Origin of the sequence: Burkholderia sp. AU31624 (assembly GCF_020420065.1) — a bacterium.
GTDB lineage: Bacteria > Pseudomonadota > Gammaproteobacteria > Burkholderiales > Burkholderiaceae > Burkholderia.
The window spans coordinates 559,454-585,460 of the sequence record NZ_JAIZRT010000007.1; the positions used below are offsets into that span (position 1 = coordinate 559,454).

The 26,007-nt window shown below is 65.8% G+C and carries 30 protein-coding genes and 1 pseudogene; 8 read left to right on the plus strand and 23 right to left on the minus strand.

Features of this window, described 5'->3' with window-relative positions; genetic code table 11:
* Positions 1 to 3: 3 nt before the first annotated feature.
* The 3 genes from groES to LGM89_RS26845 all read left to right on the plus strand — a co-directional run bounded on the left by groES (position 4) and on the right by LGM89_RS26845 (position 2,385).
* The gene (groES, locus tag LGM89_RS26835; RefSeq protein ID WP_089430123.1) at positions 4 to 321 is read left to right on the plus strand and encodes a co-chaperone GroES; all 318 of its coding nucleotides are present in this window, start codon (positions 4 to 6) and stop codon (positions 319 to 321) included.
* Positions 322 to 396: 75 nt separating this feature from the next.
* Complete coding sequence (gene groL, locus LGM89_RS26840) at positions 397 to 2,019, plus strand: chaperonin GroEL (RefSeq protein WP_226274490.1); 1,623 nt, start codon at positions 397 to 399, stop codon at positions 2,017 to 2,019.
* Between the two features lie 111 nt (positions 2,020 to 2,130).
* Positions 2,131 to 2,385: a hypothetical protein gene (locus LGM89_RS26845; protein ID WP_226204794.1), complete on the plus strand. Its 255-nt coding sequence runs from the start codon at positions 2,131 to 2,133 to the stop codon at positions 2,383 to 2,385.
* Positions 2,386 to 2,468: 83 nt separating this feature from the next.
* Here the strand turns inward: LGM89_RS26845 and LGM89_RS26850 are convergent, their stop codons facing one another.
* The 3 genes from LGM89_RS26850 to LGM89_RS26860 form a co-directional block, all read right to left on the minus strand.
* On the minus strand, positions 2,469 to 3,032 hold the full coding sequence (locus LGM89_RS26850) for an Hsp20/alpha crystallin family protein (RefSeq protein ID WP_226274491.1): 564 nt from the start codon (positions 3,030 to 3,032) through the stop codon (positions 2,469 to 2,471).
* A gap of 207 nt (positions 3,033 to 3,239) precedes the next feature.
* Positions 3,240 to 3,647 (minus strand): Hsp20/alpha crystallin family protein, encoded by a 408-nt coding sequence (locus tag LGM89_RS26855; RefSeq protein WP_226274492.1) that lies wholly within the window; start codon positions 3,645 to 3,647, stop codon positions 3,240 to 3,242.
* Positions 3,648 to 3,662: 15 nt separating this feature from the next.
* The gene (locus tag LGM89_RS26860; protein ID WP_226274493.1) at positions 3,663 to 4,103 is read right to left on the minus strand and encodes an Hsp20/alpha crystallin family protein; all 441 of its coding nucleotides are present in this window, start codon (positions 4,101 to 4,103) and stop codon (positions 3,663 to 3,665) included.
* Between the two features lie 255 nt (positions 4,104 to 4,358).
* On the opposite strand from LGM89_RS26860, the gene LGM89_RS26865 reads away from it, so the two are divergent.
* The 3 genes from LGM89_RS26865 to LGM89_RS26875 all read left to right on the plus strand — a co-directional run bounded on the left by LGM89_RS26865 (position 4,359) and on the right by LGM89_RS26875 (position 6,763).
* The gene (locus LGM89_RS26865; RefSeq protein WP_089429691.1) at positions 4,359 to 4,742 is read left to right on the plus strand and encodes a hypothetical protein; all 384 of its coding nucleotides are present in this window, start codon (positions 4,359 to 4,361) and stop codon (positions 4,740 to 4,742) included.
* 103 nt (positions 4,743 to 4,845) lie between these two features.
* The gene (locus LGM89_RS26870; protein ID WP_226274494.1) at positions 4,846 to 6,138 is read left to right on the plus strand and encodes an NRAMP family divalent metal transporter; all 1,293 of its coding nucleotides are present in this window, start codon (positions 4,846 to 4,848) and stop codon (positions 6,136 to 6,138) included.
* Between the two features lie 181 nt (positions 6,139 to 6,319).
* Positions 6,320 to 6,763, plus strand: coding sequence for a hypothetical protein (locus LGM89_RS26875; protein ID WP_226274495.1), 444 nt, complete (start codon positions 6,320 to 6,322; stop codon positions 6,761 to 6,763).
* A 74-nt stretch (positions 6,764 to 6,837) separates the two neighbouring features.
* Here the strand turns inward: LGM89_RS26875 and LGM89_RS26880 are convergent.
* The 5 genes and pseudogenes from LGM89_RS26880 to LGM89_RS26900 form a co-directional block, all read right to left on the minus strand.
* Positions 6,838 to 7,043 (minus strand): annotated as a pseudogene (locus tag LGM89_RS26880) (MFS transporter); the annotation flags it as partial.
* A gap of 76 nt (positions 7,044 to 7,119) precedes the next feature.
* A complete protein-coding gene (locus LGM89_RS26885; protein ID WP_046546935.1) occupies positions 7,120 to 7,434 on the minus strand; it encodes a hypothetical protein in 315 nt (104 codons plus the stop codon).
* Between the two features lie 179 nt (positions 7,435 to 7,613).
* On the minus strand, positions 7,614 to 8,315 hold the full coding sequence (locus tag LGM89_RS26890; RefSeq protein WP_226274496.1) for a hypothetical protein: 702 nt from the start codon (positions 8,313 to 8,315) through the stop codon (positions 7,614 to 7,616).
* Complete coding sequence (locus LGM89_RS26895) at positions 8,303 to 8,992, minus strand: hypothetical protein (protein WP_089498706.1); 690 nt, start codon at positions 8,990 to 8,992, stop codon at positions 8,303 to 8,305. The genes LGM89_RS26890 and LGM89_RS26895 overlap by 13 nt, the downstream gene beginning before the upstream one ends.
* Positions 8,993 to 9,258: 266 nt before the next feature.
* Positions 9,259 to 9,876 carry a DUF2878 domain-containing protein gene (locus LGM89_RS26900; protein WP_226274497.1) on the minus strand — a complete coding sequence of 206 codons (618 nt, stop codon included), beginning with the start codon at positions 9,874 to 9,876 and terminating at the stop codon, positions 9,259 to 9,261.
* Between the two features lie 354 nt (positions 9,877 to 10,230).
* Between LGM89_RS26900 and LGM89_RS26905 the strand changes: the two genes are divergently transcribed.
* Entirely contained in the window at positions 10,231 to 11,190 is a 960-nt protein-coding gene (locus tag LGM89_RS26905; RefSeq protein WP_226274498.1) for an alpha/beta hydrolase, read from the plus strand.
* 85 nt (positions 11,191 to 11,275) lie between these two features.
* On the opposite strand, the gene LGM89_RS26910 is transcribed toward LGM89_RS26905, so the two are convergent.
* From LGM89_RS26910 to LGM89_RS26975, 14 genes are all read right to left on the minus strand, one after another.
* On the minus strand, positions 11,276 to 12,247 hold the full coding sequence (locus tag LGM89_RS26910) for a MerR family transcriptional regulator (RefSeq protein WP_226274499.1): 972 nt from the start codon (positions 12,245 to 12,247) through the stop codon (positions 11,276 to 11,278).
* Positions 12,248 to 12,472: 225 nt separating this feature from the next.
* Complete coding sequence (locus tag LGM89_RS26915) at positions 12,473 to 13,177, minus strand: sigma-70 family RNA polymerase sigma factor (RefSeq protein WP_226274531.1); 705 nt, start codon at positions 13,175 to 13,177, stop codon at positions 12,473 to 12,475.
* Between the two features lie 116 nt (positions 13,178 to 13,293).
* Positions 13,294 to 14,025, minus strand: a complete 732-nt coding sequence (gene folE, locus LGM89_RS26920) for a GTP cyclohydrolase I (RefSeq protein WP_226274500.1) — start codon at positions 14,023 to 14,025, stop codon at positions 13,294 to 13,296.
* Positions 14,026 to 14,158: 133 nt separating this feature from the next.
* Positions 14,159 to 15,106, minus strand: a complete 948-nt coding sequence (locus LGM89_RS26925) for a hypothetical protein (RefSeq protein ID WP_226274501.1) — start codon at positions 15,104 to 15,106, stop codon at positions 14,159 to 14,161.
* A gap of 440 nt (positions 15,107 to 15,546) precedes the next feature.
* Positions 15,547 to 15,717 carry a DUF2256 domain-containing protein gene (locus LGM89_RS26930; protein WP_089498701.1) on the minus strand — a complete coding sequence of 57 codons (171 nt, stop codon included), beginning with the start codon at positions 15,715 to 15,717 and terminating at the stop codon, positions 15,547 to 15,549.
* A 98-nt stretch (positions 15,718 to 15,815) separates the two neighbouring features.
* Positions 15,816 to 16,352, minus strand: a complete 537-nt coding sequence (locus LGM89_RS26935; protein ID WP_226274502.1) for a chalcone isomerase family protein — start codon at positions 16,350 to 16,352, stop codon at positions 15,816 to 15,818.
* A 1-nt stretch (position 16,353) separates the two neighbouring features.
* Positions 16,354 to 17,571 (minus strand): SAM-dependent methyltransferase, encoded by a 1,218-nt coding sequence (locus tag LGM89_RS26940; protein ID WP_226274503.1) that lies wholly within the window; start codon positions 17,569 to 17,571, stop codon positions 16,354 to 16,356.
* The gene (locus tag LGM89_RS26945; RefSeq protein ID WP_226274504.1) at positions 17,568 to 18,422 is read right to left on the minus strand and encodes a DUF1365 domain-containing protein; all 855 of its coding nucleotides are present in this window, start codon (positions 18,420 to 18,422) and stop codon (positions 17,568 to 17,570) included. The genes LGM89_RS26940 and LGM89_RS26945 overlap by 4 nt, the downstream gene beginning before the upstream one ends.
* Positions 18,419 to 19,705 (minus strand): NAD(P)/FAD-dependent oxidoreductase, encoded by a 1,287-nt coding sequence (locus LGM89_RS26950; protein ID WP_373452573.1) that lies wholly within the window; start codon positions 19,703 to 19,705, stop codon positions 18,419 to 18,421. The genes LGM89_RS26945 and LGM89_RS26950 overlap by 4 nt, the downstream gene beginning before the upstream one ends.
* Positions 19,706 to 19,815: 110 nt before the next feature.
* Positions 19,816 to 20,436 (minus strand): lipocalin family protein, encoded by a 621-nt coding sequence (locus LGM89_RS26955; RefSeq protein WP_226274505.1) that lies wholly within the window; start codon positions 20,434 to 20,436, stop codon positions 19,816 to 19,818.
* Positions 20,433 to 21,533: an SAM-dependent methyltransferase gene (locus LGM89_RS26960; RefSeq protein WP_226274506.1), complete on the minus strand. Its 1,101-nt coding sequence runs from the start codon at positions 21,531 to 21,533 to the stop codon at positions 20,433 to 20,435. The genes LGM89_RS26955 and LGM89_RS26960 overlap by 4 nt, the downstream gene beginning before the upstream one ends.
* On the minus strand, positions 21,530 to 22,363 hold the full coding sequence (locus LGM89_RS26965) for a DUF1295 domain-containing protein (RefSeq protein WP_226274507.1): 834 nt from the start codon (positions 22,361 to 22,363) through the stop codon (positions 21,530 to 21,532). The genes LGM89_RS26960 and LGM89_RS26965 overlap by 4 nt, the downstream gene beginning before the upstream one ends.
* A gap of 151 nt (positions 22,364 to 22,514) precedes the next feature.
* Entirely contained in the window at positions 22,515 to 23,249 is a 735-nt protein-coding gene (locus tag LGM89_RS26970) for an anti-sigma factor domain-containing protein (RefSeq protein WP_226204769.1), read from the minus strand.
* On the minus strand, positions 23,246 to 23,857 hold the full coding sequence (locus LGM89_RS26975) for a sigma-70 family RNA polymerase sigma factor (RefSeq protein ID WP_226274508.1): 612 nt from the start codon (positions 23,855 to 23,857) through the stop codon (positions 23,246 to 23,248). Before LGM89_RS26975 ends, LGM89_RS26970 begins: the two co-directional genes overlap by 4 nt.
* Positions 23,858 to 24,107: 250 nt before the next feature.
* Between LGM89_RS26975 and LGM89_RS26980 the strand changes: the two genes are divergently transcribed.
* The gene (locus LGM89_RS26980) at positions 24,108 to 24,677 is read left to right on the plus strand and encodes a lipocalin family protein (RefSeq protein WP_226204766.1); all 570 of its coding nucleotides are present in this window, start codon (positions 24,108 to 24,110) and stop codon (positions 24,675 to 24,677) included.
* Positions 24,678 to 24,838: 161 nt separating this feature from the next.
* Here the strand turns inward: LGM89_RS26980 and LGM89_RS26985 are convergent, their stop codons facing one another.
* Positions 24,839 to 25,891, minus strand: a complete 1,053-nt coding sequence (locus LGM89_RS26985; RefSeq protein WP_226274509.1) for a LacI family DNA-binding transcriptional regulator — start codon at positions 25,889 to 25,891, stop codon at positions 24,839 to 24,841.
* Positions 25,892 to 26,007: the final 116 nt, after the last annotated feature.

Below are 26,007 nucleotides of genomic sequence, written 5' to 3' on the forward strand. Positions count from 1 at the left end.
AGAATGCAGATTCGTCCCCTCTACGACCGGGTTATCGTCAAGCGAATCGAGACGCAGCGGACGACGGCCTCGGGCATCGTGATTCCCGATTCGGCCGCGGAAAAGCCCGAGCAGGGTGAAGTCGTCGCGGTCGGCAGTGGCCGGCTGCTGCAGGATGGAACGCTTCGCGCGCTCCAGTTGAAGGCCGGTGACCAGGTTCTCTTCGGCAAATACGCGGGCCAGACCGTCAAGGTCGATGGCGAGGAACTCCTCGTCATGCGCGAGGAGGACGTCATGGGCGTCCTCGAGGCCGATACCGGCGCGTCCCGCCAGGCCGCCTGAGATCCCGGGCAGATCGCGCCCCCCACCGGGTGTTCGCGACACATCGAATCAACGACTTCTATCCAGAGCCACAAGATGAGTGAAAAAGACGTCAAATTCCACGACAGCGCCCGCGCCCGTATCGTCGACGGCGTGAACGTGCTGGCCGATGCCGTGAAGGTCACGCTCGGGCCGAAAGGTCGCAACGTGGTGATCGAGCGCAGCTTCGGCGCGCCCACCATCACGAAGGACGGCGTGTCGGTCGCGAAGGAAATCGAGCTGAAGGACCGCTTCGAAAACATGGGCGCGCAGATCGTCAAGCAGGTCGCATCGAAGACCGCCGACGTGGCCGGCGACGGCACCACCACGGCCACCGTGCTCGCGCAGGCGATCGTGCAGGAAGGCATGAAGCACGTTGCCGCCGGCATGAATCCGATGGACCTCAAGCGCGGCATCGACAAGGCCGTGGCCGCCGTGCTGGATGAACTGCGCAAACTGTCCAGGCCGATTTCCACGAACCGGGAAATCGCGCAGGTGGGTGCGATCTCGGCCAACGCCGACGAGGCGATCGGCAAGATCATCGCGGACGCCATGGAGAAAGTCGGCAAGGAAGGGGTCATCACGGTCGAGGATGGCAAGTCCCTCGAGAACGAGCTGGATGTCGTCGAAGGGATGCAGTTCGATCGCGGCTACGTCAGCCCGTACTTCATCAACGATCCGGAAAAGCAGGCGGCGTATCTGGACGACGCGCTGATCCTGTTGCACGACAAGAAGATCTCGAACGTCCGGGATCTGCTGCCGGTCCTCGAGGCGGCCTCCAAGGCAGGCAAGCCGCTGCTGATCGTTGCCGAAGACGTCGATGGCGAAGCGCTGGCCACGCTCGTGGTCAACGCGATGCGAGGCATCCTCAAGGTCGTGGCCGTCAAGGCGCCCGGCTTCGGTGACCGGCGCAAGGCCATGCTGGAAGACATCGCGATCCTCACCGGCGCCACCGTCATCTCGGAAGAAACCGGCAAGCAACTGCAGAAGGCCACGCTCGAGGATCTCGGCGGCGCGAAGCGCGTCGAGGTTCGCAAGGACGACACGATCATCATCGACGGCGCGGGCGACGCGCAGCACATCGAGGCGCGCGTGAAGTCGATCCGTACGCAGATCGAGGAAGCCACGAGCGACTACGATCGCGAGAAGCTGCAGGAGCGCGTGGCGAAGCTGGCCGGCGGGGTGGCCGTCATCAAGGTCGGGGCCGCCACCGAAGTCGAAATGAAGGAGAAAAAGGATCGCGTCGACGATGCGCTGCATGCCACCCGCGCGGCGGTCGAGGAGGGCATCGTGCCGGGCGGCGGCGTGGCGCTGCTGCGCGCGCGCTCCACGGCGACGAGCCTGACAGGCGCCAACGGCGATCAGGATGCGGGTATTCAAATCGTGCTGCGCGCGCTCGAAGCGCCGCTGCGCGTGATCGCCGCGAATGCCGGGGATGAACCGTCGGTCGTCGTGGCGAAAGTGCTTGAAGGCAAGGGCAACTTTGGCTACAACGCGGCCACCGGTGAATATGGCGATCTTGTCGAGGCGGGAGTGGTCGATCCGACCAAGGTCACGCGCACGGCATTGCAGAACGCCGCATCGATTGCCGGGCTCATCCTGACGACGGACGCAACGGTGGCCGAAGCGCCGAAGGATCCGAAACCGGCGCAGTCGGCCGCACCCGAGTTCGAGCACTGACCTCCGGCAGCGGGTCGTGTACGCACCGGCCAACAGTCGCGGCCGGTGCGAGTCGTTTGGCGCCGCAGGCTGCCTCACTTCATGCGGCGCCCTTTTTTGCCGATGATCGACATGAAACTCGACCTTTGCATTGACTCGAAACCGCTCGACATCGAGCTTGACGACGTCGTGGCGGGGCTGCTGGCTGTTCGGCTCGATTTGCCGGCAAACGCCGATCACCGGGACGCCATCACCCGTTATCTCAACGAGAAGGGGGCGCCCTGGAGCCTCGACGCGGACCACATGCGCCGACGGATTCTGCGCCGACTGATCCTCGATATCGCCGATCCGGCACTCGTGATTCGCTATCTGATGGATGAAGACTGAATCGGTCTCGCCGGTTCCAGGCGACCCGCGGGGCAATCAGTTGTCCTCCTGATCTGGCCGCGTCGATGGCACGGGAAACCCGATCAGCCGATATCGATCGTGCGACTGGTGGGCCTGACCGGCTCCGATTTCGGCACGGTCAACGTGAGGACACCGTTGTCGAACTTTGCCAAGGTGTGCTCAGGGTCGGCATCGTCCGGCATCGGGATCGTGCGCACGAAGCTTCCATGGGCGCGCTCCAGCCGGTAGCAGCCGTTTTCTTCACTGCGCACGTCTTGCCTTTTCTCTCCGCGCAGCACGATCGCCCCATCCTCGACGCTCACCTTCAGATCCTCGCGCGCCATTCCGGGCAGTTCGGCGGTCACGCGCAGCACCGGGCCTTCATCGACGACGTCGATGCGCGGCTGGAAGCGCGACGAGCTGAAGTCGCCGAACCACCGTTCGAGCGCGCCGTGGCCGGCGAACGGGTCATGAAGGAATTCCTCCATGGCGCGCCATGGTTCTCGTGAAAACAGTCGCGAAATGTCGGGCCACGACGCACGCCCCGGCTCGCCTGTCGGCGGACTGTCCGGGCCTTCCGCATCGGACTTGCGGGTAGCCCCGCGAAGGAACTTGAACGGGTTCCACTTTTTCGGATCGGCATTCATGGCGTCCTCCGGTTGATCTCCAGTCTGTTTTGAGCCTGGCCTGGCCGTCCGGTGCGGACACGCGCGCCGTGATTCGTGTCACGGGGATCTGCGAATCCGGAGCGCGTGTCCTCACCCATACGCCCGCGTCAACTCAGGCAGCGAAGCGTCGCTGATCGTGCTCTGCGTCGACGCAGGGGCGCACGCTGCGCCTTGGCTCGTCACGTGTCAGCGGGTCTTGATTTCGATGCGTCGTGGACGTGCTTCGTCGCGGCGCGGGATGGTCAGCTTCAGCACCCCGTCCTGAAGGCTCGCCTCGATCCGGGACGCGTCGAGATCCGACGACAGCGTAAACGTGCGGGCGAAATGCGGCTCCCGAACCTCGGCATGCTGGAGCCGCAGATTGGCCGGCGTCGGCACCATGGCCTCGGCTTCGATCAGGAGGCTGCTGTCGTGAACCTTCACGTCCAGCTTGTCCTTCGTCACGCCGGGCAAATCGGCCCACAGCGTGACGCCTTGACTGTCCTCGTAGACGTCGACGGCCGGCACGAGTGTCATCCGGCGCACGGGCTGTCCGGTTTCGCGACGCGCCACGGTAGACGAGTCGCGTTCTGCCAATTGGGTCGTGTCGTTCATGATCGGCTCCTTCTCTTACTGGATAGCGATGGCACGCGGCCTGGACGATTCGCGCTTGCCAATGCTGATCGATAGACATCCGTTTTCGTAGTGCGCCTGGACCTTGTCGGGATCGGCGGCCTCGGGCAACTCGATGACCCGCCGGAACGTTCCGGCAAAGCGCTCTTGCGCATAGGTGCGCCGCTCACCCCCGGTGTCGCGTTGTGCCGGCTTGCGTTCGCCGCCGATAGTCAGCAGCCCCTTGTCGATCGACACATCGAGCGCGGCGGCGTCGACGCCGGGCGCGAACGCGACGATCTCGATCGAATCGTCTGTCGCGCCGATATTGATCTGAGGGAACGTGCCGAAACGGCTCGCGCGAATGCTGGACGGGAAACCGCCGAAGCGTTGCGCCATCTGTTGCTGCAGGCGGTCGAACTCGCTGAAGAGGTCGGTTCCGAAATAGAGATCGCTCATGATCTTATCCTCCTGGCTTGTCGCAGCATGGAGGCGAACGGGCCTACGCGCTCCAGTTCGCCTGCCGGACTGCGTGGCAAACAAATCGAAACACGCAGCGCGCGGAATGAAGCGACCCGCGCGTCTGCCTGAGCGAAACTTAAGATAGGAAGTCTGCGGAGAATTTCAAGGGGGAAACCGCCATTTTTTGCCCTTGAAATTGTCGCGCTGGACCCTATCATCGCGGCGAATCGGTACTGCATTGCGGAGGACGCCATGGAATTCGACACGGACTGGATCACGCTCGGCAGACACCGTATTCGGCTGCGTTCGACGAGGGGGTTTCCGACCGAGTCGATGCGCACCGTGGCGGAGGTCGTCCGGCTTGCGATCGACAACAACATGAGCGCGCGGGCGCGGCTCGTCGAGGTCGTCTGCCGGCAGGAAAAGACTTACGACGTCGTCGTTGGCACCACGATGGCGGAGGACAAGTTTTGTGCGCCGCAACTCGAAGCGGCCGTGGCGGTGGTGCTGGGCCTGTTGCCCGACCAGATCAACATCACGGTCACGCCCGTCACGCAAAAGGAGGTCGATCTGCACTTCGGCGTGTATGAGCGGATGCTGTCGGAGAAGCTGGGTACGACGTCGCCGATCCAATGATCGGCCGGGGCGGCATGGGGCGGTGCACCCACAGCACGTATCGGATGGCGAGCGCATGGGACGGGTACGTGAATTGCTGAGGCCGTATCGGGAGGCCGCCATCATGAACGACCCTGAACCGCTCGAATTCGATAAAACCGCGCATAAGCCCACCGGCCCGAACTGGGTACGTCGGCTTGGTCCCGGCTTGATTACCGGCGCGGCCGACGACGATCCGTCGGGCATTGGTACGTATTCGCAAGCCGGCGCGCAGTTCGGATTCGAATTGCTGTGGACCCTCCTCCTGACCTACCCGCTCATGACGGCCATCCAACTGGTGAGCGCGCGGATCGGGCGAGTGACCGGCAAGGGGCTTGCATCGAACATGCGGGCTCACTACCCGATGTGGCTGCTCTACAGCGCGGTCGTGCTGCTGATGATCGCCAACGTCATCAACATCGCCGCCGACCTGTCGGCGATGGGCGCCGCGGCCGGCTTGCTGTTCCCCGGGCCGCACCAGCTCTACGTGGTTGGGCTGGGTGGCCTGTCGGTCGTGCTTCAGGTGTTCGTTCCCTATGAACGGTACGCACGCCTTCTCAAGTGGACGGCGCTGATCCTGCTCGCGTATGTGGCGGTGGCGTTGATCGTCCCGATCCGGTGGACCGAGGTGGGCCGTGCGATCGTATGGCCGCATATCGTGCTGGAATCGGACTATCTCACGACGGTCGTCGCTGTCCTCGGCACGACCATCAGCCCGTACCTGTTCTTCTGGCAGGCCTCGCAGGAAGTCGAGGAACTGCAATCCGCGCCGCGCGAGGGGCCGCTTCGCCGCGTTCCCCACCAGGCCCCGGCGCAACTGCGCCGAATCAGTTTCGATACCTGGCTGGGGATGGGCGTATCGAATGTCATTGCCTTCTTCATCGTGCTCACCGCGGCGGCGACGCTGCATGCGCACCACATCGAGGTCAAGACGTCGGCTGACGCCGCGCGGGCCCTTGCGCCGATCGCGGGTCGCTTCGCTTATATGCTGTTCGCGCTCGGGATCGTCGGCACCGGCCTGCTGGCGCTGCCGGTGCTCGCCGGATCGACCGCATACGCGGCGGCCGGCACATTCCGCTGGCGCAACAGCCTCGCCCTGAAGTTGACGCTCGCGCGAGAATTCTATGCGGTCATCGCATTGGCAACCGTGGGTGGCGTTGCGATCACGTTCATGCATTTCGATCCGATCCGGGCGTTGTATTGGAGCGCGGTGATCAACGGGGTAACGGCGGCTCCCATCATGGTCATCATGATGCTGATGGCTCGGAGCAAGCGGGTCATGGGTGAGTTCGCCATTGCGGGACCGCTTGCGTGGGGAGGGTGGCTTGCAACACTTGCAATGGCAATTGCAGCCGTGGGGATTATTGTGCCGGGATGAAGTCCGGCAGGCGGCCCCGGAGTCGCCAAAAAGATCGATTGGCTCGGCGTCCTATTCCCGCATGGCGGCCCCCGATGCGTGGCGGGTGCCGGTTGGTTTCGGTATTCGACATAGCCGATTCATTCGGCACCGGTCTTCACCTGGAGCGTCAAATGGACGAAGGGGCGCAGAGCGGTGACGCGTGACCTTGGCGACCGCCGAGCAATCTGAACTCGACGCGCTGCTGCTTGTCCATCACGAGTGGCTTGCGTCCATCGCTACCTTGAGGCGATGGAGCGGGCGGCGCGGGCACCGGCCGCTGCGGTGCAGGCGGCAAGCCATGCGATGGCGGCGGATTCGCCTCGCGCGCCGCGTCATCGCAGCGACATCTTTCTCGCGTAAATCTATGGCATTTCGCCAGTCGGCGAAGTACCGTTTTTCTCAAGGAATACCGACCATGGCGGCAAAACGCCTTCGCATCAACATGATTACTCGTCGCCAGTCGACGTTCGATGGCCGGCATCTCGACACCGAGGCGGCACGCCGCTTCGACGCGCACACGCAGGACGCGACGCCTGCTCATCTGAAAGGCACGCAGGGCGCCGAGGCCGAATGGCTGCCGCGCGTGAAGGTCAGCGAACGATAATCCGGTGACGCCGGACGAGCCGCCGCGCGATAGCGGCGATCGCGCCGTCCGGCGGCTTTTTCAATGTCAGACCGGCTCATGGCCGGCACGGCAAGGTTGGCGAGAAACAAGCCCGCCGGCCAGCCGGACTGCGGCCACGACGCGACAAAACCGCGATACGCATGGGTGCCGCCCATCCCATCGACATCGGGGCCGAGCCGCCCCATTCGCCGCCCACGCCAACGCCCTGGATGAAACGCAATACCGTGGGGATAACGGCGCCCCGGATGCCGATCGCAGCGGCAAGTCGGAAAACAGCGGCCAGCGGCCATGCGATCGAGGTGATCGGCGGTGGACCGACCAGGCCTGCTCGCCCTTTATGCGTCTTTCAACCAGGGCATTTCCACGGGTGACACGACCAGTTGCCGGAATTCGCGTTTCAGATCGAAGATGAACCCGACCAGGATCATGGAGTCGGCGTAAGGGATCGGAAAGACATGCGGATTTTCCGGCGTGCGCAGCGGGCGCTCGGGGCTGTCGACCGTCGCCGCGGCGTTCTCGCGAACGCTTTCCAGTTCGTCAGCCATGGCCGGGCCACTGATTTGCAGCACACGGCTACGCAGGTCACTGAAGGGCTCGATGCGCGCAGCGTCTTCGTGGTATTCGGGCACTTCGTAAACGAACCAGGACATTTTCGTCTCCTGTGAGAAGGGGCGCTATTCTAACGCCGCGCGAGGATGCACCGAGCGTCGCGCGGCGGAATTCCTGGACTGGTTTGTGTCGTCAGCCCGAGGCGAATGCCCCACGCGAGATCTTGATCCTTTTCTCGTTGTACCTGCGTGACATCGAGCCTCCCGTTCACGAGCCCGGGTTATCCCTCTTGCCTGACCACGGTAGACATGTACTGTTCGCGGACTGCCAGCCCTCCGTATGGCAGGTGGGATGCGGTGACCGTCGCTACGTAATCCGAATAGGCGTAGCTCACTCGTGCAACCGCCACGGGTTTGCCTATCAGCGATTCCAGCGTCGTATCTCCCGACACGGATGTGGGTGCGCCGAGCACATCGTGCAGATTCCGCACGGCGATCTGCCAGCTCCGTCGCGTTTCATCTACGGACATGTCACGACGGTACACATTGATGGCCATCAACGTGCGATCCGGCGCGAAACTGAACCATATTTCGCTCACGGGCGGGCCATTCGAGCCGAGCGATTCGGCAGGCACGCCTCGACAGCGCAGGTAGCGCAAGCCTCGGGACAATGCGACGCACTGCGCGTTGTATCGCGACATTCTTTCCAGCACTTCCGCTTCAGTACTGCGATCGAGCTGCAGGCCGAACGCAGGACGGTGGGCGGCCGCCGATACCCCTTTCTCCTGCAAAATCGCCTTGTTGCGAATCGACAGCACCGTTCGGGAATCGACGGAATCCACTGGACACTTCACGCCCAGCTCGGTGAGGAGCCGTCGCCCTTGTGTCGTGTGCAACCCGCCGATCCCGGCAACACTCACGGAGAGTGCCGCAACGACCCACGCGATCACGTGGGTCCTTCGCACCGCCGTCAGCCCGTACATGATGTTGCAACCGTCGGGGGAAGATACACCGGGCCGCCGGGTGTGGCGCTGATGATGGTATTACGCAGGTTGAAGAGGGTGGGTACCGCACTGAACTGGAATTTCGTGCCGACCGGGATGCCGGCCGAGTTTTTCTCGGTGAGCGTGTACGTTCCATTTGTCGTCGACGTCAGTGCGGCAAAGTCCGCGGCCGGGAGCTTGCTTTGCAGCGTCGCGACGAGATCCACCATGAACTGATCGAACACGCAGCCTGGAACGCCAACGTCGTTATGGGCCGTCGTCATGTCTTGGCACATCTCCGGTTGGGCGTCGATGTCTCCGGCCACCTTGACGGGGCCTGGGTAGGTGTACGGACCGCCGAGGAGCGATTCAAACTGCAGCGTGAGACAGGCTTCAAGCCGCGCAGGGGTGTCATGGGCGGCACTGCTGTGGCTGGCATTACCGGTTACCGCTGCGAAATAGGGCGCTTCGACCGGGTCCGCCAACAGGCCCGCGACCGCTGCATTGACCACGCCGGCCACCACGCCGGGGGCCGCCGAATCACCGCCGAGCGCGGTCCAGATGGCCAGATTCTCCGGATGTTGCGCGGCCACGGGAGCAATGTCATCTCCGCCTCCGCAAGCGCTGAGCGCGAACGGCGCCGCAGCGGCAACGACGATACCGATGAAAAGCTTCATGAGTTGTCTCCTCTGGATGCCATCGCGACGCCATTTCCCGAGGTGGGACACCAAGCACCTTGGCTGGATGACATACGCAGATACGGCGGAGGAGCGAGGGCGGATGCAGGGGCGGGTTTGCAGTGATGGAGAAGGTAATACGAGAATTTTCCCCATCCGAATTCACTAAAGCACTTGTTCGACGACTCGTTTTTGGCATCGTCACTGCGAACCATGCGCGTGCTTCGCATGATCGGAGACTAAGCCGGCTTGCCAGGCTCCCGGCGCTATCCAGCGCGGGCGTCGTTCATGTCGTCTGCGCCGATTGGCGCAGGAGGATGGTTCGTTACGCCATCCCAATGGCTTGCAATCGCCAGCGCGGCCGGCAAGATGAACGCCCAGCCGGTTGCGACAACGACGAGCGCTGCAGCCGGATCCTTGAAATGAACGGCTCCCAGTGCCGCACCGGCGCGAAAGGACGCCGGGCCTGCGAATGCGCCGACGAGCGCCGAGATGAGCGGTCGCGCTCGAAGCCAGTGCAGCACGGTATTGAGTTGAATCGCGAACAGCGCCCACAGCCCCGCGAGCCAGTACGGCGCTGTCCCTTTGAGAAAAACGCCGTTCGGGTACACGAGCAGGCCGGAATGGGCAACGGCGCTGTCCCATAACCATCCGGACACCGTGACCGTGATCACGATCCGCGCTTCGGATGCGGGTCGGCGCGCGAAGAGAAGATGGCCGACTGTCGCGATCAGCGCATACGTGACGCCCCACGCGGCGTGATGCGCTGCGGCCGTCATCACGCAGACCAGCCATCCTGTTTGGGTTGTCACCAGATAGACGTACACGCGAACGGCATCAGACTTCTGCGTGCCGGACGTCAGTTGATTGGAACTGCTTCTCATGATCGCTCGCGCGGGATCGGCAACGGCATGGTCGCCATGCCGCCCGGTCGACGTTGCATCGCGGGGAAAGCGGCAGGTAGAACGTTCATGGCAGACGGCTCTCACTATCGTCGACGCGCGGATCCACCACCGCACGATTGCTACGCAGGGAGCGATTGTCGGCATTCCGCGTTGATTCACTTATCCATTCCACATACGGCTCTCCATTGCGGACGGATGCACTTGCGCAGGGAAGCTCGGGATGTCGTTAAGGGGGCGGCTGCCGTGCAATGAATGCATCCGCTTGTGCGCAAGCTCCGTAAACGACATACAAGGCGGCGGATGCGGCCGGAATCGTCGGGGATGGGGATCTTCATGAACATGAAAGCCGGACTTGCCGTCCTGTCGGTGCTGCTCGCGGCCGGTCTCCTCGCCGCGTGCAGCCCGGTGCGGCTCCTGAATGCGCTGACGCCGAGCTACACGTTCAGCCTGTTCGCCGGTATCCCGTACGGATCCGGCGAACGCCATGTGCTCGACGTCTACTTGCCCACGCGCGTCTTGCATCACTGGCCGGCCGATGCGAGTGCGGGCGCCCCGGTGGTCGTGTTCTTTTACGGCGGAAGCTGGCAGTCGGGCGAGCGCAACGACTATCTGTTCGTGGGCGAGGCGCTCGCGTCGAGGGGCTTTGTTGCCGTCTTACCCGACTACAGGACGTATCCGGCGACCACCTTTCCCGGTTTCGTCGACGATGCGGCGCAGGCGGTGGCGTGGGCGCGCGAGCACGCAGTTGCGTTCGGCGGCGATCCGCGTCGCCTGTTTCTGATGGGGCACTCCGCGGGTGCGCAGATTGCCGCGTTGCTTGCGACCGACGGCCGCTATCTGGCGGCCCAGGCGATGCGCAAGAGCGATATCGCCGGCGTGATCGGCCTGGCCGGCGCTTACGATTTCCTGCCGCTGCGTGACGCGACGCTTGAAAGGATCTTCCCGGAGGAAGCGCGCGCCGCGAGCCAGCCCATTCGATTCATCGAGGGTACGGAGCCGCCGATGTGGCTGGCCGTCGCGGAGAACGACACGGTGGTCGAGCCCGGCAACACGACCCGCTTCGCGCGCACGCTGCAAGACAGGGGCGATACCGTCGTGGTCATGCGTTACAGGAACGTGAGCCATGCGTCGATCGTCGGTGTGCTGGGCGCGCCGTTGCGAGGCGTGGCGCCCGTGCTCGACGATCTCTCCGCATTCGTGGATCGCGTCGCGAATGCGTCGAATGCCGGCACCACGAGCGGACAGCCGACATCGCCTGCCGCAGTGGCTCGTGCTTCGGTTTCGGCTCGGTGATGGAGGCAAGCCCCGCATTGCACGCGAAAGCGCATCGCCGCCTGTCGTCGTGGGCAGGCCGGAACGGCCGGCGGCGCTTGCCGCGTTACAGCGCCTTCAGCTCCGGCGTCGTTCCGCCCAATCCCTCTTCGCGAAGAATGACGGCCAGCGCCGTCTCGAGCAATTCGGCGGCCCGATTCGCGGCGTCTCCAAGGTGGCGATGCAGCAGCGCATCGGCCGGCGATCGCGACACGCATTCGTCGCTGTATCGCTCGAACGCGCCGAGCTGCATGATCAATTCGGACAGATGCCGCGGACACTCGCACTTGACGGTGGTGGACAGGCCGCTGAGCGACGCGAGCGTCGTATCGTCGAAGCGTCGCCGCGTGCGCAGCCAGAGCCCGCGATCCGCGTCATTCGCTTGGCGCGACTTGACCACGGCTTGCGCCAGTTTCGACATGATGGCGATCGGGTTGGTCTGGCCTTCCGTCGACCGGAACAGCTCGAACCCCGACAGACGTGCCAGCTCGACCGCCTCTGCCGTGCCGAACGCGTACACGACGGCCACGGCATGCGCGTTGAGCTGTTGCGCCACGGCAGCGAGCTGCGAAACGACATCCTCATGGAGCGACGTGGTCGTCGCGATGAGGGCGTCGACCGGCGTCCCCGCATGCGCGCTCGCGCCGTCGAGCGAGTCGATTCGCGCGGCGATCCGGATTCCCATTCGCTCGATCGCGGATTCCGGAATCGACAGCGCGCCGACGACCGCGAGGCTCACGCTTGCCTCGTGAAACGCCGCGTCACGCGTATTCGTCAACGACAGCGCTTCGAGTTCCTCGTGGCTCAGGCTGGCAATCGAGCCGATCGCGTGGCCCTGATTGACGAGCGTCTTCAGCAATCGAATCCGCTGGACGTCGTCGTCCGAGTACATCCGTTGTCCGGACGGCGTTTTGGGCGGCGCAATCACGCCATAGCGCCTTTCCCAGATTCGCAGCGTGGCTGCCGGCATGCGCGCGAGGCGCGCGGCCTCGCCGCTGCGATAGCGATGGGGCGTATCGCGATCCTTGCGAGGGGGCATCGTGGCTCTCCTGAAGTCGACCTGCTGTTGTCTCGGGATTGTACGCAGTTTGCGCGAAATACGAAGCAGGAAAGTGATTCAATAGGCGGTTTTTCGTCCGGAAAGGTGGTTCGTGAAGCGCGAGCCGGCTAGCCTGCCTCGGAGCGGCACCGCTCGGTGTCGCGAGGTGGTCAGGACGCGCGGAGGTGTTTCGAGTGCCCTCGAGCCGCGAAGCGATTCGCGCGCTCATGGCTCGAGATACACCTTGAGTCGCATCAGGCTGCGGCGAATCCAGCTCTTCATCGTGCCGAGCGGCACCTGCATGCGTTCGGCCAGCTCCGCGTACGACGCGCCGCCATGAAACGCCTCCCGCAGCACATACGCCTGCCGCTCGCCCAGATGCGCGAGCCCGCGCTCCAGACGCAGGCGCTCCTGGCTCGCCTGCGCGCCGAGATCGGGCGTCGGGTTTTCGTCGGGGATCGACAGCGCCACTTCGTCGTCGAGCGGAAGCTCGCGGTGCTGCCGCATCCGGTCGATGGTCCGATTGCGTGCGAGCGTCATCAGCCATGTCATCGCCGTGCCGCGTCCGGCGTCGAATGAACCGGCGCGACGCCACGCCGTCGTGAACACGTCCTGAAGCAGGTCCTCCGCTTCGTGGCGGTCGCGGATCATCCGGACGATCGCGCCGTACAGCCGCGCCGCCGTCAGTCGATACAGCTGCGCGAACGCGTGCTCGTCGCCGGCGGCGACGCGCGACAGCAATTGGTTGAGCTCCGCCTGCGCGTCGGATGCTTCGTCGGGCTCAACGACCGCATCGGCGGTGAATTCGGCTCTGCCGCCCGGGCGCGACCTCCCGCGGGACGCGCCCCGGCGTGGCTGCCTGCCTGAATGCGGCTTCGTCGATCGACCCTGGCCGGAAGACGGGCGGAGCGAGTCGTGCGAGCAGTTCATCGGGAACTCCGTATGGCTTTGCGCTTCCTGCTGTTGCGCGCCCGCCGTGACGAGCGGGCGCGGCTCATGGCCGGGCACGGTGCCGGCGCATTCGTCGCGAATGCCTGTCGCGCGCTTTACGCATGCTTTCCGGACAACAAGGCGAGAAACTCTCGGCGAAGCGATGCGTCCGCGAGAAATTTCCCGCGCATCACGCTGTTGGTCATTTTTGCCTGGTCGTCCTTGGTGCCGCGCCAATGCATGCAGAAGTGCTCGGCCTCGAGTACGACGGCAAGCCCATCGGGCGAGATGCGCGATTCGAGGAGGTCGGCGATCTGCTTGACCGCTTCTTCCTGGATCTGCGGGCGCGTCATGACCCAGTTCACCAGCCTGCCGTACTTCGACAGGCCGATCAGATTCGACGCGGCGCTCGGCAGCACGCCGATCCAGATGCGGCCCATGATCGGGCAAAGATGATGCGAGCAGGCACTGCGCACGCGCAGCGGCCCGACGATCAGCAGCTCGTCCAGCCGCTCGACGTTCGGGAATTCGGTGACGGACGGCGCCGTGTCGTAGCGGCCCGCGAACACTTCGCGGATGAACATCTTCGCGACGCGCCGCGCGGTTTCCCGCGTGTTGTGGTCGTTGTCGACATCGATCACGAGCGAGCGCAGCACCGCTTCCATTCCCTGCGCCACTTCGTTCTGCAGAGCATCCAGTTCTCCGTCGCGCAGGTGCGCGGCGATGTTGTCGTTTGCATGGAAGCGCGCGCCCGCGTTCTCGAGCCGACGACGGATGATGTGCGACAGGGGAATGCCCTCGTCGATCGCAGTCAAGGTGTGCTCGGGAGCGTCGATCAGATTGCCCATTTCGGTTCGTTTCTCGAGGTTAGGGGGATGCGATGGATCGCGACTGAGGCGATGCGATGATTTGCCTGTATTCGTTGCGTAAAAATCGGGCGAACGCCGCCGCTATTTCGACGACGCGCCGACCGGGTGGCGCTCACCGGCGCGCGCGCGGGCGTGCATGGCGGCTCGGCAATGTCACCGGAGATCCGGCCCGGATCCCGCACGGCGGACCCACTGGCGTTGCCGGGGCCCAGCCGCCAACGTCCCGCCGGAACCGCACCATGGGGTCATTCGCCGTCGGCTTGGCTGCGAGCATGACGGCGGCGGATTGTTGCAACGTGGCCAGGACGAATGTGTGGTCGATGCGGCCGCCGACCGAGTGAAACAGGTGGAACCCAGCAAGGCGGATCAACGCGAGGGCCTGCACGCTGCCGTACTCATAGATGATCGCGGCCGCGCGGACACGGCGCGCCTGCGCCAGCGACACGAATTGAATCGCCAGATTCATCTGCAACGACGAAACCTCGGCGATCAGCGCGTCGACGGCCTGGCCGGGCTGTCGTAGCGCCCGTGACACCGATTCGACGCGCTCGCTGACGTGCAGGCCGACTCGCTCGATCGTTTCGTCGGAGGCAGTCAGGCCGCCGGTGACGAGCAGCGTCGGACATGCACGAGCCGTGGCGGCGTTCGATCGCCGTTCGGACAGTGCGCCGTTCGGGCTGGCGCCTGCGCACCGGTCGGTCACCTGTGGCGAGCGGCGCCGGCAGCGTTGGCCGCGCTGTTGCGCGGCGACCCGCAAGCGCGATGCAATCGGCCGGTCGGGTGCCGCACCGGCGTGGTGTGACGGGCTGCGTGCCGGGGCGACGGACACGCGCGCCATCACTGAAGCCGGACACGCCGGAAACCGGCGCGGCTTGATGTCGTGATTGCGTGTTGGCACGGGGCCTCCCTCGGTCGATTCATGCGTCACAGCTGGATTGTATGCAAATTTTCCGGAAAGTGAAGCGGAAAAATGATTCATGAAATAATTTGTACCGGAAGTTTGTGCGTCAGCTACCGATTCGGTATCGGGAGATTGAGTTTTCAGCCCGTGAATGCTCATTTTTATAAGCGTATTGCGTGTCTTTGGTGCATGCGAAACGACTTTTGGGGTCAATGGAATACTGACCAAGATGGGTCAATATGGGCCAGGAAGTACGCAGGAAGGCATGCGATTTCGATGCATGAATCGAGCGTGTCTCACATTTGTGAGTCGACGCGGCGGGATCCGGCCCGCGGCCGCTCGCGCCAACGAACATGACCGCGCGTTCACGCAAGCGTGGTGCAACGGAGGCAGCGCGGAGTGAACCGTCTGGAGGCAACCGGGCATGCGGCAATCCAGACGGCCGCGGGGAGGGGGAGGGCCGTTCTCACGAGTACGCCTGCGCGCACCGGTGCCGATCGATCCCCGGTGTCCGAAACAGGGGCAAACATTCAGTCTCGGCCCAATCGAAGCGCTATCCGGGCCCGCGCGCTGCTCGCGACCGGCTCATCAACGCGGAGTCAACGACGTGCAGCGTTTGCCTTGATGCGGGTACGCGGCCGCCGGTTCCGACGGCAACGCTCCGAGCAATATCGGACTTCGTCCCAAGCGGCTTTCCATTTCTTTCTCCAGCTGAAAGGCAAGCCGCAGGTCTCGCAGATCTTCTCAGGCAAGTGCATCTTGTCGACCATGGCGAATCACGCGTCGAGACGGATCTCTGACGAACTGCCCGGCCGAGCGACGTTGCCGCGTCGATACACCGGAGCCATCGCCATCGCTCACCGTCGAATCAGCGCGCATCGTCGCCCAGCAACTGACGGCGCAACGATTTTGCCCGCGTGCGCGGGTCGAGCCAGATCGCGAAGAAGGCGCGCGCGAACGCCGGGTCGGTCACGTCGGCCGTGAGGCGGCCGTTGGTGTAGAAGCGTGCGCCGCGCTCGGGCACATACACGCCGCACAGCACGTCGCCGCGCGATACGTCGGTGAACGCCCGTTCGAGATCGCGGCGCCATGCATCGAGCGTCGCAGCCGGCAACGGCGCGGGTGCGAGGCGCTCGATCTCGTCCATGCCCGTCGAGACGAGCCGCTCGCCTTTCACGTCGTGACGGTAGGCCAGCGACAACGCAAACGGCGTGTCGAACGCGCCCGGCGGCCGGGGTGCCCACAGCTCGGCGTCGTAAAGACAGATGCCCAGGATGCAGAACCGGCCGGATCCGATCAGTCGCGCCGATGGGATGTCGTCGACGCAGCTCGCGCCGGCGAACAACGGCGCGGCCAGCGCGGCAGCCGCCGCCGCCGCGGCGAGCATCGCAAGCTGGCGCCTCATGTCAGCCGCCCGACGACACGATGAAATGCATCACGTCGGTCCGCCGCTCGGCAAATCCCGCTTCGCAATAGGCGAGATAGAGGCGCCAGGTGCGAATGAACGTCTCGTCGAACCGTTGCGCGCGCACCGAGTCGATGCGCGCCTCGAACGCGGCCCGCCAGGTGCGCAGCGTGCGCGCGTAGTCGTCACCGAACGCGAACACCGGTTCGGCGGCCAGGCCGGCCCGCCGTGCGGCATCGACGAAACGCTCCGGGCTCGGCAGCATCCCGCCGGGAAAGATGAACTCGCGAATGAAGTCGCTCGACGTGCGATACGCGTCGAAGAGCGACTCGATGATCGTGATCGACTGAATCAGCGCGCGCGCACCGGGCTTCAGGCGTTGCCTGAGCGTGTCGAAGTACACCGGCCAGAACGTTTCGCCCACGGCCTCGAACATCTCGATCGACACGATCGCGTCGTATTGGCCGTCGACGTCGCGATAGTCGCGCAATTCGAGCGTGACGCGATCGGACAGCCCGTCGCGCGCCATGCGCTCGCGGGCCAGCGCGTATTGCGCCTGCGAGACGGTGACGCCATGCACGCGGATGTCTTGCCGTGCGGCATGCGCGGCGAACCCGCCCCAGCCGCAGCCGATCTCGAGCACGTGCATGCCGGCGCGCAGGCCGAGCGAAGCGACGATGCGCTGATACTTGGCCGTTTGCGCGTCGGCGAGCGAACGCTGCGTGTCGCCGTCGAAGCAGGCGCTCGAATACGTCCACGTGTCGTCGAGCCACAATCCGTAAAAGTCGTTGCCGAGATCATAGTGCGCGTGGATGTTGCGGCGGCTGCCGGCCCGCGTATTCATCCTCAGCCGGTGACGCAGCGCGTACCAGAGGCGTGCCAGGCGGCCGCCGGTCACCGTCTTCGCGATCACCGGCTGGTTGCGGATCGCGAGGCGCAGCAGCGCGACGAGCTCGGGCGTGTCGATCCAGCCGGCGCGATACGCTTCCGCGAATCCGATGTCGCCCGCGCGCAGGATCGCACGGCACGCCCGCCAGTCGCGGACCAGCAGCGTCGCGGCCGGCTGGCAGTGCGGATCGCCGAACACATGCTGCGCGCCTTCGGGCGTCACGAGCGTCAGGTGACCGTCGTGGATTTGCCGGAGCAGCGCGATGAACAACCGGGCCGAGAGCGGCATCGCCGGTTGCGAGGCGGAAGACAGCAGGCGCAGCAAGGTCATGGGCGAGCCTCGTGATCGGACATCGCCGAGCGGCCGCGTGGCGACGCGCCCGGCGAACGGGACAATGGCGAATCGGCAGCGGCGGAACGGCCGGGGGGCGTCTTGCCGTGGAACGGCACGCGCGCGAGCCACAGCCGCAGCGCTTGCCAATGAATGCGAATGACGACGTTGATCGCGTTCAGCGGCTGCCGGGCCAGCGCGCGCCATGCGCGTGCCGCCGTCAGCGGCGCGGACCGCATGCCGATCGCCGTGCGCAGCAGCAGACCATCGTCGTCGCGATAGTCGATCGCCACGCTCAGATGGTCGCCGCACTGACGCACGCGAAACGCGTAATCCCCGACGATGTCGCAAAACGGCGAGACATGAAACGTCTTGCGGCAGACCAGCACGGTGTCGGCGTCGATCGGCGCGTGACGCATCGCGCTGAGCAGGTAGCCGTGGTGCGCACCGAACGTGTTGCGCACATCGGCGTACAGCGCGCGCAGCCGGCCCGCGCGGTCGTAGCAGTACCAGAAGCTCACCGGATTGAATGCGTAGCCGAAGACGCGCGGGATCGTCTGCAGCCAGATCGGGCCGTCGGCGGGAATGCCGGCGTGCGCGAGGACATCGCGCATCCACGGGCCGAGCGCGCGGCCGTCGCGCGGGCCGTAGTCGCGGGAAGCGAGCGCGAGCGGGGCCCGGCGATCGATGCCGAACCAGCCGGCGTCGATCTCGTCCAGCCGCTCGACGTCGCAGCAGACCTGGAATATCGGGTACGCGAACGCGTGGCGCACCGGCCGCAGCCGTTCGTGCATCACGGTACCGACGAGCAGCCGGGCGGCCATGCCATCGCGGGCGAAGGGCGCGTTCATGGGCGCGCCCAGGCCGGCGCGACGCCGAAGCTGCGGGCGACGCGCAACGCCGATTTCAGCCCATCCTCGTGGAACCCGTAGCCTGTCCACGCTCCCGCATACCACGTATTGCGCCGCCCCTGCAGCATCGGCAGACGATGCTGCGCATCCACGGCCGCGAGGTCGAGCAGCGGGTGCGCGTAATCGTAGCGGCCGAGCAGGGTGTCGGGCGCGGGCTCGTCGACCGGATTCAACGTGACGACCACCGGCGAGCGGAACGGCAGCGGCTGCAACTGGTTGAGCAGGTAGCTCACGCACACGGGCGACTCGCCGCCCGTGCGTCTCGGCCGGGCGCCCAGGTAGTTCCACGCCGACCACACGCGCCGCCGGCGCGGCAGCAACGCCGTATCGGTATGAAGCACCGCGACGTTGTGCTGGTAGCGCACGGCGCCGAGCACGTCGCGCTCGGCCTTGCTGGCATCCGCGAGCAGCCCCAGGCTGGTCGGCGCATGGCACGCGAGCACGACCGCGTCGAAACGCTCGTGACCGGCTGCATCGGTCGCCACCGTCACGCCCGCGTCGTCGCGCCGAATCGCGCGCACCGGCGTATTCACGCGCACGTCGTCGAGCGTCGCGGCGATGCGCTCGACGTACTGCCGTGCGCCGCCCGCGACGGTGCGCCAGGTCGGCCGGTTGTTGACCTGCAACAACGCGTGATTCAGGCAGAAGCGCAGGAACGTCGCCGCCGGAAACCGCAGGATGTCGTTGGCCGCGCTCGACCAGATCGCGGCCGCCATCGGCAGCAGGTAGTGATGCTGGAACGATGCGCCGTAACCGCCGGCCGTGAGCAGTTCCCCGACCGAAAGGCGCTGCCGGCTCGCCGATTCCAGGTGATCGTGCGCGGACGCGTTGAAGCGCAGGATGTCGCGCAACATCCCGAGAAAGGTCGGCGAGAACAGGTTGCGGCGTTGCGCGAACACCGTGTTCAGGTTGCTGCCGGCCCATTCGAGCCGGCCGCCGTCGACCGAAACCGAAAACGACATGTCGGTCGAATGGGCGGCCACGCCCAGTTCGTCGAACAGCGCGACCAGATTCGGATAGGTCCGGTCGTTGAACACGAGGAAGCCCGTGTCGACGGGGTGGCGCGCGCCGTCGAGATCGACGTCGACCGTGTGCGTGTGACCGCCGAGATAGTCGGCGGCCTCGAACAGCGTCACGCGGTGACGGCGGGCCAGCAAGTACGCGCTGGCCAGGCCCGCGATGCCGGCGCCGACGACGGCGATCCGCCGGCCGGGCCGCGACATTGAAAGTTCCGGGTGCATCGCGAAGGGTCTCCGTCAGTCACACGTGCAGGTTCTGGAATCACTTGTGCTGATATACGTCGCACCGCGCGCGGCGGATGCAGGAGCGGCCGTCATTCGCGATCGCCGGGCGACGCGAAGCCCGGCTTGCCGAGCTGGTCCGGTGTTTGCGGCACCCGCCTGAAGCGCGACGTGTCGTAACCCATTGCATCGAGCCGGGCGAGCAGCGAGCGATAGGTGGCCTCGTCCATCGTCGGCACGCGCGAGAAGATCCAGCCGAGCGTCTTGCCCGGGTAGCCGAGGATCGTGTACCGGTAGTCGGGGTCGACGTAGAGCGTCAGTTGCGTGACATACACCGGCCAGAACAGCCGCACGCGCCATTCGCCACCGCCGCTGCCGGGCTTCACGGTGTCGACGAACCGATAGCGCTTCTCGGGCTGGTCGAAGCCGCCCTTGCGGCCGACGAATGCGTCGTCGATCCGGCCGTCGTCACGCAGGTTCCACTCGGCGCGGCTGCCGACGTAGTCGCGTTCCGCGAAATACGGGATGTTCGCGATCACGTACCAGCGGCCCATGTAGCGCGGCAAGTCGACGGGTACGGTCGACAACGGAACGGCGGCGCGCGGATTCGGGTTCGGCGGGCTGCCCGAGCACCCGGCGGCCCCGATCGCGAGCGCCGTCACGACCGCGACGGCGACGCGGCGGAGAACCCGATGCGCGATCGCGGCCCTCATGCGAGCACCCGGCGCTTGTCGAACAGATAGTGGGCGACGCCCCATTCCTGCCCGTCGGCATAGCCGAACAGCTCGGCGACCGCCATGTAGAACATCCGCCAGCGCTGGAACCAGAGGCGGGCGTCGGCGCCGTAGACCGTCTCGAAAATCGGCATGATCCGGTCGCGCGCCGCATCGAGCGACGCGAGCCACTGATTGGCCGTGCGGGCGTAGTGCGTCCCGTCGAGCCACCATTGGCGGGCGATGCGCACGTCGTCCTGGAACCGCAGCAGCAGGTCGGCCGACGGCATCGTCCCGCCCGTGAAGAAATGGCGCGACATCCAGTCGGTGTCGTCGCGCACCGCGAAGTGATAGGCGAGCAGCTTGTGCGCGAAGATGTGCACGAAGAGCTTGCCGTCGTCGTGCATCCAGCGCGCGATTTTGGCGAGCAGTTGCCCGTAGTTCTTCATGTGCTCGAACATCTCGATCGAGAGCACGCGGTCGAAACCGGCATCCGCGGGATCGAAGTCGAACTCCACCACGTTGCCGGTCACGATGCGCAGATTCGTCAGCCCGCGCTGCGCCGCGCATCGCTCGATGAAGTGGCGTTGGCCGTGTGAATTCGACAGGCCGACGATCTGCGCCGCCGGATACCGTTCGGCGAGCCAGAGCGACAGCGAACCCCAGCCGCATCCGAGGTCGAGCATGCGCTGGCCGTCCGCCAGCCTCGCGCGCTGCGCGTACAACGCCAGCATGGCCTCCTCCGCCTGCGACAGCGTTTCGTCGCCACGCGGGTAATAGCCGCACGAATATTTGAGCCGCGGGCCGAGATGGGCCTCGAAGAAGCTGCCGGGCACTTCGTAATGCTGCGTGTTCGCCGCGAGCGTCTCGATTGCGATCGGGCTCGCACCCAGTTCACGCACCAGCGTGTCGTGCGCCGCCGCACGCTGTTCGCCGTCATACGCGTGTTCGGCGCGCAGGCGTTGCCGCATGAGCGAGCGCATGCCGGCCCGGATCAGCCGGTCCGGCAGCCAGCCGCGCTCGCAGCAGCGGATCAGCCAGGTGTCGTGGGGTGCCGCCGCCGAGGCCGGCGACGGTGGCGAGGTGGTAGCGGTCATGATCGCGTGCTCCGGTCTTCAGGGGGATCGGATCGAGTGGGGGAAGGGCCGGGCGCCGGCCTCGGCGGCCACGGAACGATGGCGCTGGTCGTGCGCATGTACTCGCGGTAGCCCGGCCGGCTTTGCACCAGACGCGCTTCGAGCAGCGGCAAGCCGGAAACCTTGAGCAGCAGCCATGCCATCAGGACGGGCGGGAACAGCGTCAGCCAGCCCCACGGCATGCCGATCGACAGGGCCGTGTAGGCGAGCCAGTGCACGCACTCGAAAAAATAGTTGGGGTGCCGCGAATAGCGCCACCAGCCGGCGCGACAAACCTGGCCGCCGTGGTCGGGATCCGCGAGAAACCGCTTGAGTTGCCGGTCGGAGGCCGTCTCTCCGGCGACGGCGGCGATCCAGATCGCCACCGCCGCAGCGATCGCGAACCGGGACGGGGCTGCCATGCTGTATGCGGGGATGAAAAACGCGATCGACAGCAGCATCGAGATCAGCGCCTGCAACTGGAACAGCCAGAACATGTTGCGCGGCGCGGCGTCGCCCCACTGCAGGCGGAACTGTCGATAACGCGGGTCCTCCGGCTGCCCGCGATTGCGCCGCCACAGGTGCCGCGCGAGTCGCAGCCCCCAGATGCTGCCGCCGGCGGCGACGAGCGCACGATTCAATTCCGGGCCGGTCGCCAGCGCGGCGACGAACACGGCGACGCCGCCGAGCGTCACGGCCCAGACCGGATCGATCATCCCGGCGTTGCGGGAATGCAATTGGGTAATCCACACCGCGGTGAAGGACAGGATCAGTCCGACGAAGGCGAGGAGGGCAACGACGACGGCGGGCATACAGGCTCCGGGGGCGCGATATCCCCTTATACGGAGCCGGCGACCGAACGGATGCAGACGGATGCGACGAGATGCGGCGTGATCCCGTCGAGCGAGACGGCGGCGGGCGGCACGCCGCCGCGCTTGACGGGTCGAGCGCGCGTTGCGCGCGTCAAGTGGTGTGCATCGCGCCGGTGGCGAGCACCGGCCCGGTGGGTTGGCCGCTCGGCGAGCCGCCGTGGGGCTCGAGCGAGACGGCGAGCACCGCGCGTGCATCGAGTCGCGCGACGATCGCTGGCGGTAGCGTCATCGACGCCGGTGCGTTCGACGCGAATACGCCGAGCGAGATCGGCTTCGCATTCGGCGCAATCAGCCAGAGCTCCGTCGAGCGGTCCGCGGCGACGGTTGGCGTGTTCGCGGGCACCACGACCATCCGGGCACGCCGCAAGTCGACCGTGGCGGTCCACCGTGCGACGCCATCCGTTTGTGCCAACGTGGCTGCCATGTAGTGGCTGTCCTCGGCAGCGGGGCGCGGCGGCGCTTCGCCCACCCGGATCACGTTGACCGTGAGCAGCCCGAGCGCCGCCACGCTCGCGCCCATGCCGACCCAGCGCCACAGTCGCAGGCTGTTCCACCATCCGGCGGACGGCGCGGCGCTGCGTGGGTGCGGCGGCGGGATGAAGCCCAGTTGGTGCTGGATCCTCGTCCAGGTTCGCGCGGGCGGGTCGACGGGCGTGACGTCGTCCGCGAGCGGCGCGAGATGGCGCTGCCAGCGCTCGAGCGTGGCTTGCAACGCCGGGTCGCGCGCGGCGGACTGCTCCAGCTCGCGGCGCGCGTCTGCGTCGAGCACGCCGAGCGCGTATTCGGCGCAGCGCAATTCGGGATTGTGATCGGCCGGCGTATTCATTGCTCCAGGCACACCTTCAGCTGCATCAGGCTGCGCCGGATCCAGCTCTTCATGGTTCCGAGCGGCACACGCAGTCGCGCTGCCAGCTCACTGTAGGTTGCGCCGCTGAAGAAGGCCTCGCGCACCGCGCGGCCCTGCTGCGGATCGAGTTGCGCGAGGCAGCGCTCGAGGCGCAGGCGTTCCTGCGAGGCTTCCGCCAGCGCGGCGGGCGTCGGATCTTCGGCGGGAAGCGCCAGCGCCTGTTCGTCGTCGAGTTGCGCGTCGCGATGCTGCCGCAAGCGGTCGATCGTCTTGTTGCGCGCCAGCGTGATCAGCCACGTCATCGCGCCGCCGCGCGCCGGGTCGAACGCGTCGATGCGCCGCCATGCGGTGGTGTAGACCTCCTGGAGGATATCCTCGGCTTCGCCGTGATCGTGAAGCATGCGCACGATTGTCCCGAACACCCGCGACGCGGTCAGCTGATACACCTCCGCGAAAGCCCCCTGATCGCCGGTTGCTGCCTGAAGCATCACCCGATTCAGATGTTCGCGGCGCGCGACATCCGCATCGGCATCGCGCGAAGGGGTTGACTGATCGAAGCCGCTGGCACCGCTTGGCGTGTCGCTCATGCGAAGTGGATGGCGCGGACCGCCATGATGTGAATGTCGAGCGAAATATAGCACTCCCGGATGCCTCTGATCGAACGATCGGCGGTGCGCCCGCTGCACGTTGTGCAGCGCGACGCCCGCTGTGAGATTTTCAACCAGATACGAGCGACGCGTCCGCGCGGATGCAGGCAGCCGCAACGTGCGGCGAATGCGGCCGGCTACCGTCGGTTGAGGGCACAATGACCGGGTTTCGTGTCTGGAGAGTCATTCGATGAAGCGAAGTAGCGTTGGCCGACCGCTGTGGGCGGCGGGCGTGATCGTGGCGGGCGCCGCACTGGTGCTGGCGGGATGTGCAGGCCTTGCCGGCGGGCCCAGCGGGAATGCACACGTTCCGCAACCCGCGAAATCCGTCGATCTCGATCGCTACGTCGGCAGATGGTACGAGTTCGCGCGGTATGAAAACCGCTTCGAGCGCGGATGCGACGGCGTGACGGCCGAGTATGCGAAGCGGGAAGACGGTCTCGTCGGCGTGCGCAATACCTGCCGCGAAGGCGGGCCGGTCGGCCGCGCGCGAAGCGCCGACGGCCGCGCGAAGATCGTGGCCGACAGCGGCGGCGCAAAGCTGAAAGTGTCGTTCTTCGGGCCGTTCTTCTTCGGCGATTACTGGGTGCTCGATCGCGCCGACGACTACGCATGGTCGATCGTCGGTGAACCGTCGGGGCGGTTCCTGTGGATCCTGACGCGCGATGCGAAGCCCTCCGCTGAACAGGCCGCGGCGCTTGTCGAACGGGTGCGGGCGCTCGGTTACGACACGACGATGTTGCGGCGCACTGTGCATTAGGGCGGCCGCGTGCGGCATGCGTGCATGGGGCCGTCGGGCCTGGAGCAACGCCGAGCGCCGCGGTTGCGCGCGGCCGTGGCTGATGGCGGCGGCGAAAGGCGGGATGATGCCCTTTGGCCTACGGTCGCTGAACGCGAAATCCGGTTCGTTGCCTTCGGCAGTTAACTGCTCGCCCGGATAATCAGTTGGCACGACATCGGTCGCTGGCCTTTGCGAAGCGTGTCGAACGCCGGCGGATCCTCCTGCAGAAGCTGGAAGATCCGCGTGGCCGCCGTGATGCCGATTTCACGCGCGGGTGGCCGCACGGTCGTCAGGCCCGGCGTCAGCATTTCCGCCATCGGATAGTCGCCGAAGCCGACGATCGCGCATTGCTCCGGAACGCGAACGCCTGCGCCGGGCGCGGACAGCAGCGCACCGAACGCGAGATTGTCGTTCGCGAAGATGATCGCGTCGGCCGTGCGGCGTACGGAACACAGCGCGAGCAGCGCCTCGCGCCCTGCGTGCATCGGTTGCGCTTCGGTCGGTGCAAACACGATCGGCTGACGCCCATGCTCGCGCATGATCTCGGTATAACCATCGCAACGCTCGCGCGCGCTTGCGTCGCCCGCCGCGCTGTTCAGCACGAACGCGATGCGTCGATAGCCGCGTTCCACCAGATGACGCGCCGCGATGCGTCCGGCTTCCTGGTGCACGAAGCCGATCTGCAGCGGTTTGCGCCGTGGCTGGAAGTCCCACGTTTCGAGCACGGGCACCTGCGTCTGTTCGATCAGTTCCTCGGTTCCCGCGGAATGGAAGTGCGACGTGAGCACGAGCGCCGCCGGCGACCACCCGAGCAATCCACGCACCGCGTTCTCCTCGAGATCCGTCGAGAAATAGCTCGATGCGAGCAGCAACTGGTAACCGTGTGCCGTGACCTCGTCGCTGAAGCTCTGGATCGTGTTCGCAAAGATGGGCCCCGAGATGTTCGGAATCACCATGCCGATGACACGGCTGCGCGCCGATGCGAGCCCGCCGGCGACGAGATTCGGCACGTAGCCGAGTTCCGCTACCGCATCGGCGATCCGCTCGCGCAGCGGCGCGGACAGCCGCGCCGGATCCTGGAAATAGCGCGACACGCTGATCTGCGACACGCCGACGTGATCGGCCACATCGCGCAGGGTCAGGCGTCCCGACGTGCGGCGTGGCCGGGCATCGCTTTTAGTCGAATCGGACATATGTTCCGCTGATTTCGTTATTTGACGCGGCAAATTCGCCACGGGAAACTGCGTGTCAATGTTAGCGCTAACCAAGCGCGGTCGCCAGCACGAAACGATGCGTGGCCGGGTGGTGA

What these genes read in the sequence shown, in the direction of transcription:
- groES (WP_089430123.1), top strand. Translation starts at nt 4, where the DNA reads ATGCAGATTCGTCCCCTCTACGACCGGGTTATCGTCAAGCGAATCGAG.
- groL (WP_226274490.1), top strand. Translation starts at nt 397, where the DNA reads ATGAGTGAAAAAGACGTCAAATTCCACGACAGCGCCCGCGCCCGTATC.
- LGM89_RS26845 (WP_226204794.1), top strand. Translation starts at nt 2,131, where the DNA reads ATGAAACTCGACCTTTGCATTGACTCGAAACCGCTCGACATCGAGCTT.
- LGM89_RS26850 (WP_226274491.1), bottom strand. Translation starts at nt 3,032, where the DNA reads ATGAATGCCGATCCGAAAAAGTGGAACCCGTTCAAGTTCCTTCGCGGG.
- LGM89_RS26855 (WP_226274492.1), bottom strand. Translation starts at nt 3,647, where the DNA reads ATGAACGACACGACCCAATTGGCAGAACGCGACTCGTCTACCGTGGCG.
- LGM89_RS26860 (WP_226274493.1), bottom strand. Translation starts at nt 4,103, where the DNA reads ATGAGCGATCTCTATTTCGGAACCGACCTCTTCAGCGAGTTCGACCGC.
- LGM89_RS26865 (WP_089429691.1), top strand. Translation starts at nt 4,359, where the DNA reads ATGGAATTCGACACGGACTGGATCACGCTCGGCAGACACCGTATTCGG.
- LGM89_RS26870 (WP_226274494.1), top strand. Translation starts at nt 4,846, where the DNA reads ATGAACGACCCTGAACCGCTCGAATTCGATAAAACCGCGCATAAGCCC.
- LGM89_RS26885 (WP_046546935.1), bottom strand. Translation starts at nt 7,434, where the DNA reads ATGTCCTGGTTCGTTTACGAAGTGCCCGAATACCACGAAGACGCTGCG.
- LGM89_RS26890 (WP_226274496.1), bottom strand. Translation starts at nt 8,315, where the DNA reads ATGTACGGGCTGACGGCGGTGCGAAGGACCCACGTGATCGCGTGGGTC.
- LGM89_RS26895 (WP_089498706.1), bottom strand. Translation starts at nt 8,992, where the DNA reads ATGAAGCTTTTCATCGGTATCGTCGTTGCCGCTGCGGCGCCGTTCGCG.
- LGM89_RS26900 (WP_226274497.1), bottom strand. Translation starts at nt 9,876, where the DNA reads ATGAGAAGCAGTTCCAATCAACTGACGTCCGGCACGCAGAAGTCTGAT.
- LGM89_RS26905 (WP_226274498.1), top strand. Translation starts at nt 10,231, where the DNA reads ATGAACATGAAAGCCGGACTTGCCGTCCTGTCGGTGCTGCTCGCGGCC.
- LGM89_RS26910 (WP_226274499.1), bottom strand. Translation starts at nt 12,247, where the DNA reads ATGCCCCCTCGCAAGGATCGCGATACGCCCCATCGCTATCGCAGCGGC.
- LGM89_RS26915 (WP_226274531.1), bottom strand. Translation starts at nt 13,177, where the DNA reads ATGAACTGCTCGCACGACTCGCTCCGCCCGTCTTCCGGCCAGGGTCGA.
- folE (WP_226274500.1), bottom strand. Translation starts at nt 14,025, where the DNA reads ATGGGCAATCTGATCGACGCTCCCGAGCACACCTTGACTGCGATCGAC.
- LGM89_RS26925 (WP_226274501.1), bottom strand. Translation starts at nt 15,106, where the DNA reads ATGAGCATTCACGGGCTGAAAACTCAATCTCCCGATACCGAATCGGTA.
- LGM89_RS26930 (WP_089498701.1), bottom strand. Translation starts at nt 15,717, where the DNA reads ATGGTCGACAAGATGCACTTGCCTGAGAAGATCTGCGAGACCTGCGGC.
- LGM89_RS26935 (WP_226274502.1), bottom strand. Translation starts at nt 16,352, where the DNA reads ATGAGGCGCCAGCTTGCGATGCTCGCCGCGGCGGCGGCGGCTGCCGCG.
- LGM89_RS26940 (WP_226274503.1), bottom strand. Translation starts at nt 17,571, where the DNA reads ATGACCTTGCTGCGCCTGCTGTCTTCCGCCTCGCAACCGGCGATGCCG.
- LGM89_RS26945 (WP_226274504.1), bottom strand. Translation starts at nt 18,422, where the DNA reads ATGAACGCGCCCTTCGCCCGCGATGGCATGGCCGCCCGGCTGCTCGTC.
- LGM89_RS26950 (WP_373452573.1), bottom strand. Translation starts at nt 19,705, where the DNA reads ATGTCGCGGCCCGGCCGGCGGATCGCCGTCGTCGGCGCCGGCATCGCG.
- LGM89_RS26955 (WP_226274505.1), bottom strand. Translation starts at nt 20,436, where the DNA reads ATGAGGGCCGCGATCGCGCATCGGGTTCTCCGCCGCGTCGCCGTCGCG.
- LGM89_RS26960 (WP_226274506.1), bottom strand. Translation starts at nt 21,533, where the DNA reads ATGACCGCTACCACCTCGCCACCGTCGCCGGCCTCGGCGGCGGCACCC.
- LGM89_RS26965 (WP_226274507.1), bottom strand. Translation starts at nt 22,363, where the DNA reads ATGCCCGCCGTCGTCGTTGCCCTCCTCGCCTTCGTCGGACTGATCCTG.
- LGM89_RS26970 (WP_226204769.1), bottom strand. Translation starts at nt 23,249, where the DNA reads ATGAATACGCCGGCCGATCACAATCCCGAATTGCGCTGCGCCGAATAC.
- LGM89_RS26975 (WP_226274508.1), bottom strand. Translation starts at nt 23,857, where the DNA reads ATGAGCGACACGCCAAGCGGTGCCAGCGGCTTCGATCAGTCAACCCCT.
- LGM89_RS26980 (WP_226204766.1), top strand. Translation starts at nt 24,108, where the DNA reads ATGAAGCGAAGTAGCGTTGGCCGACCGCTGTGGGCGGCGGGCGTGATC.
- LGM89_RS26985 (WP_226274509.1), bottom strand. Translation starts at nt 25,891, where the DNA reads ATGTCCGATTCGACTAAAAGCGATGCCCGGCCACGCCGCACGTCGGGA.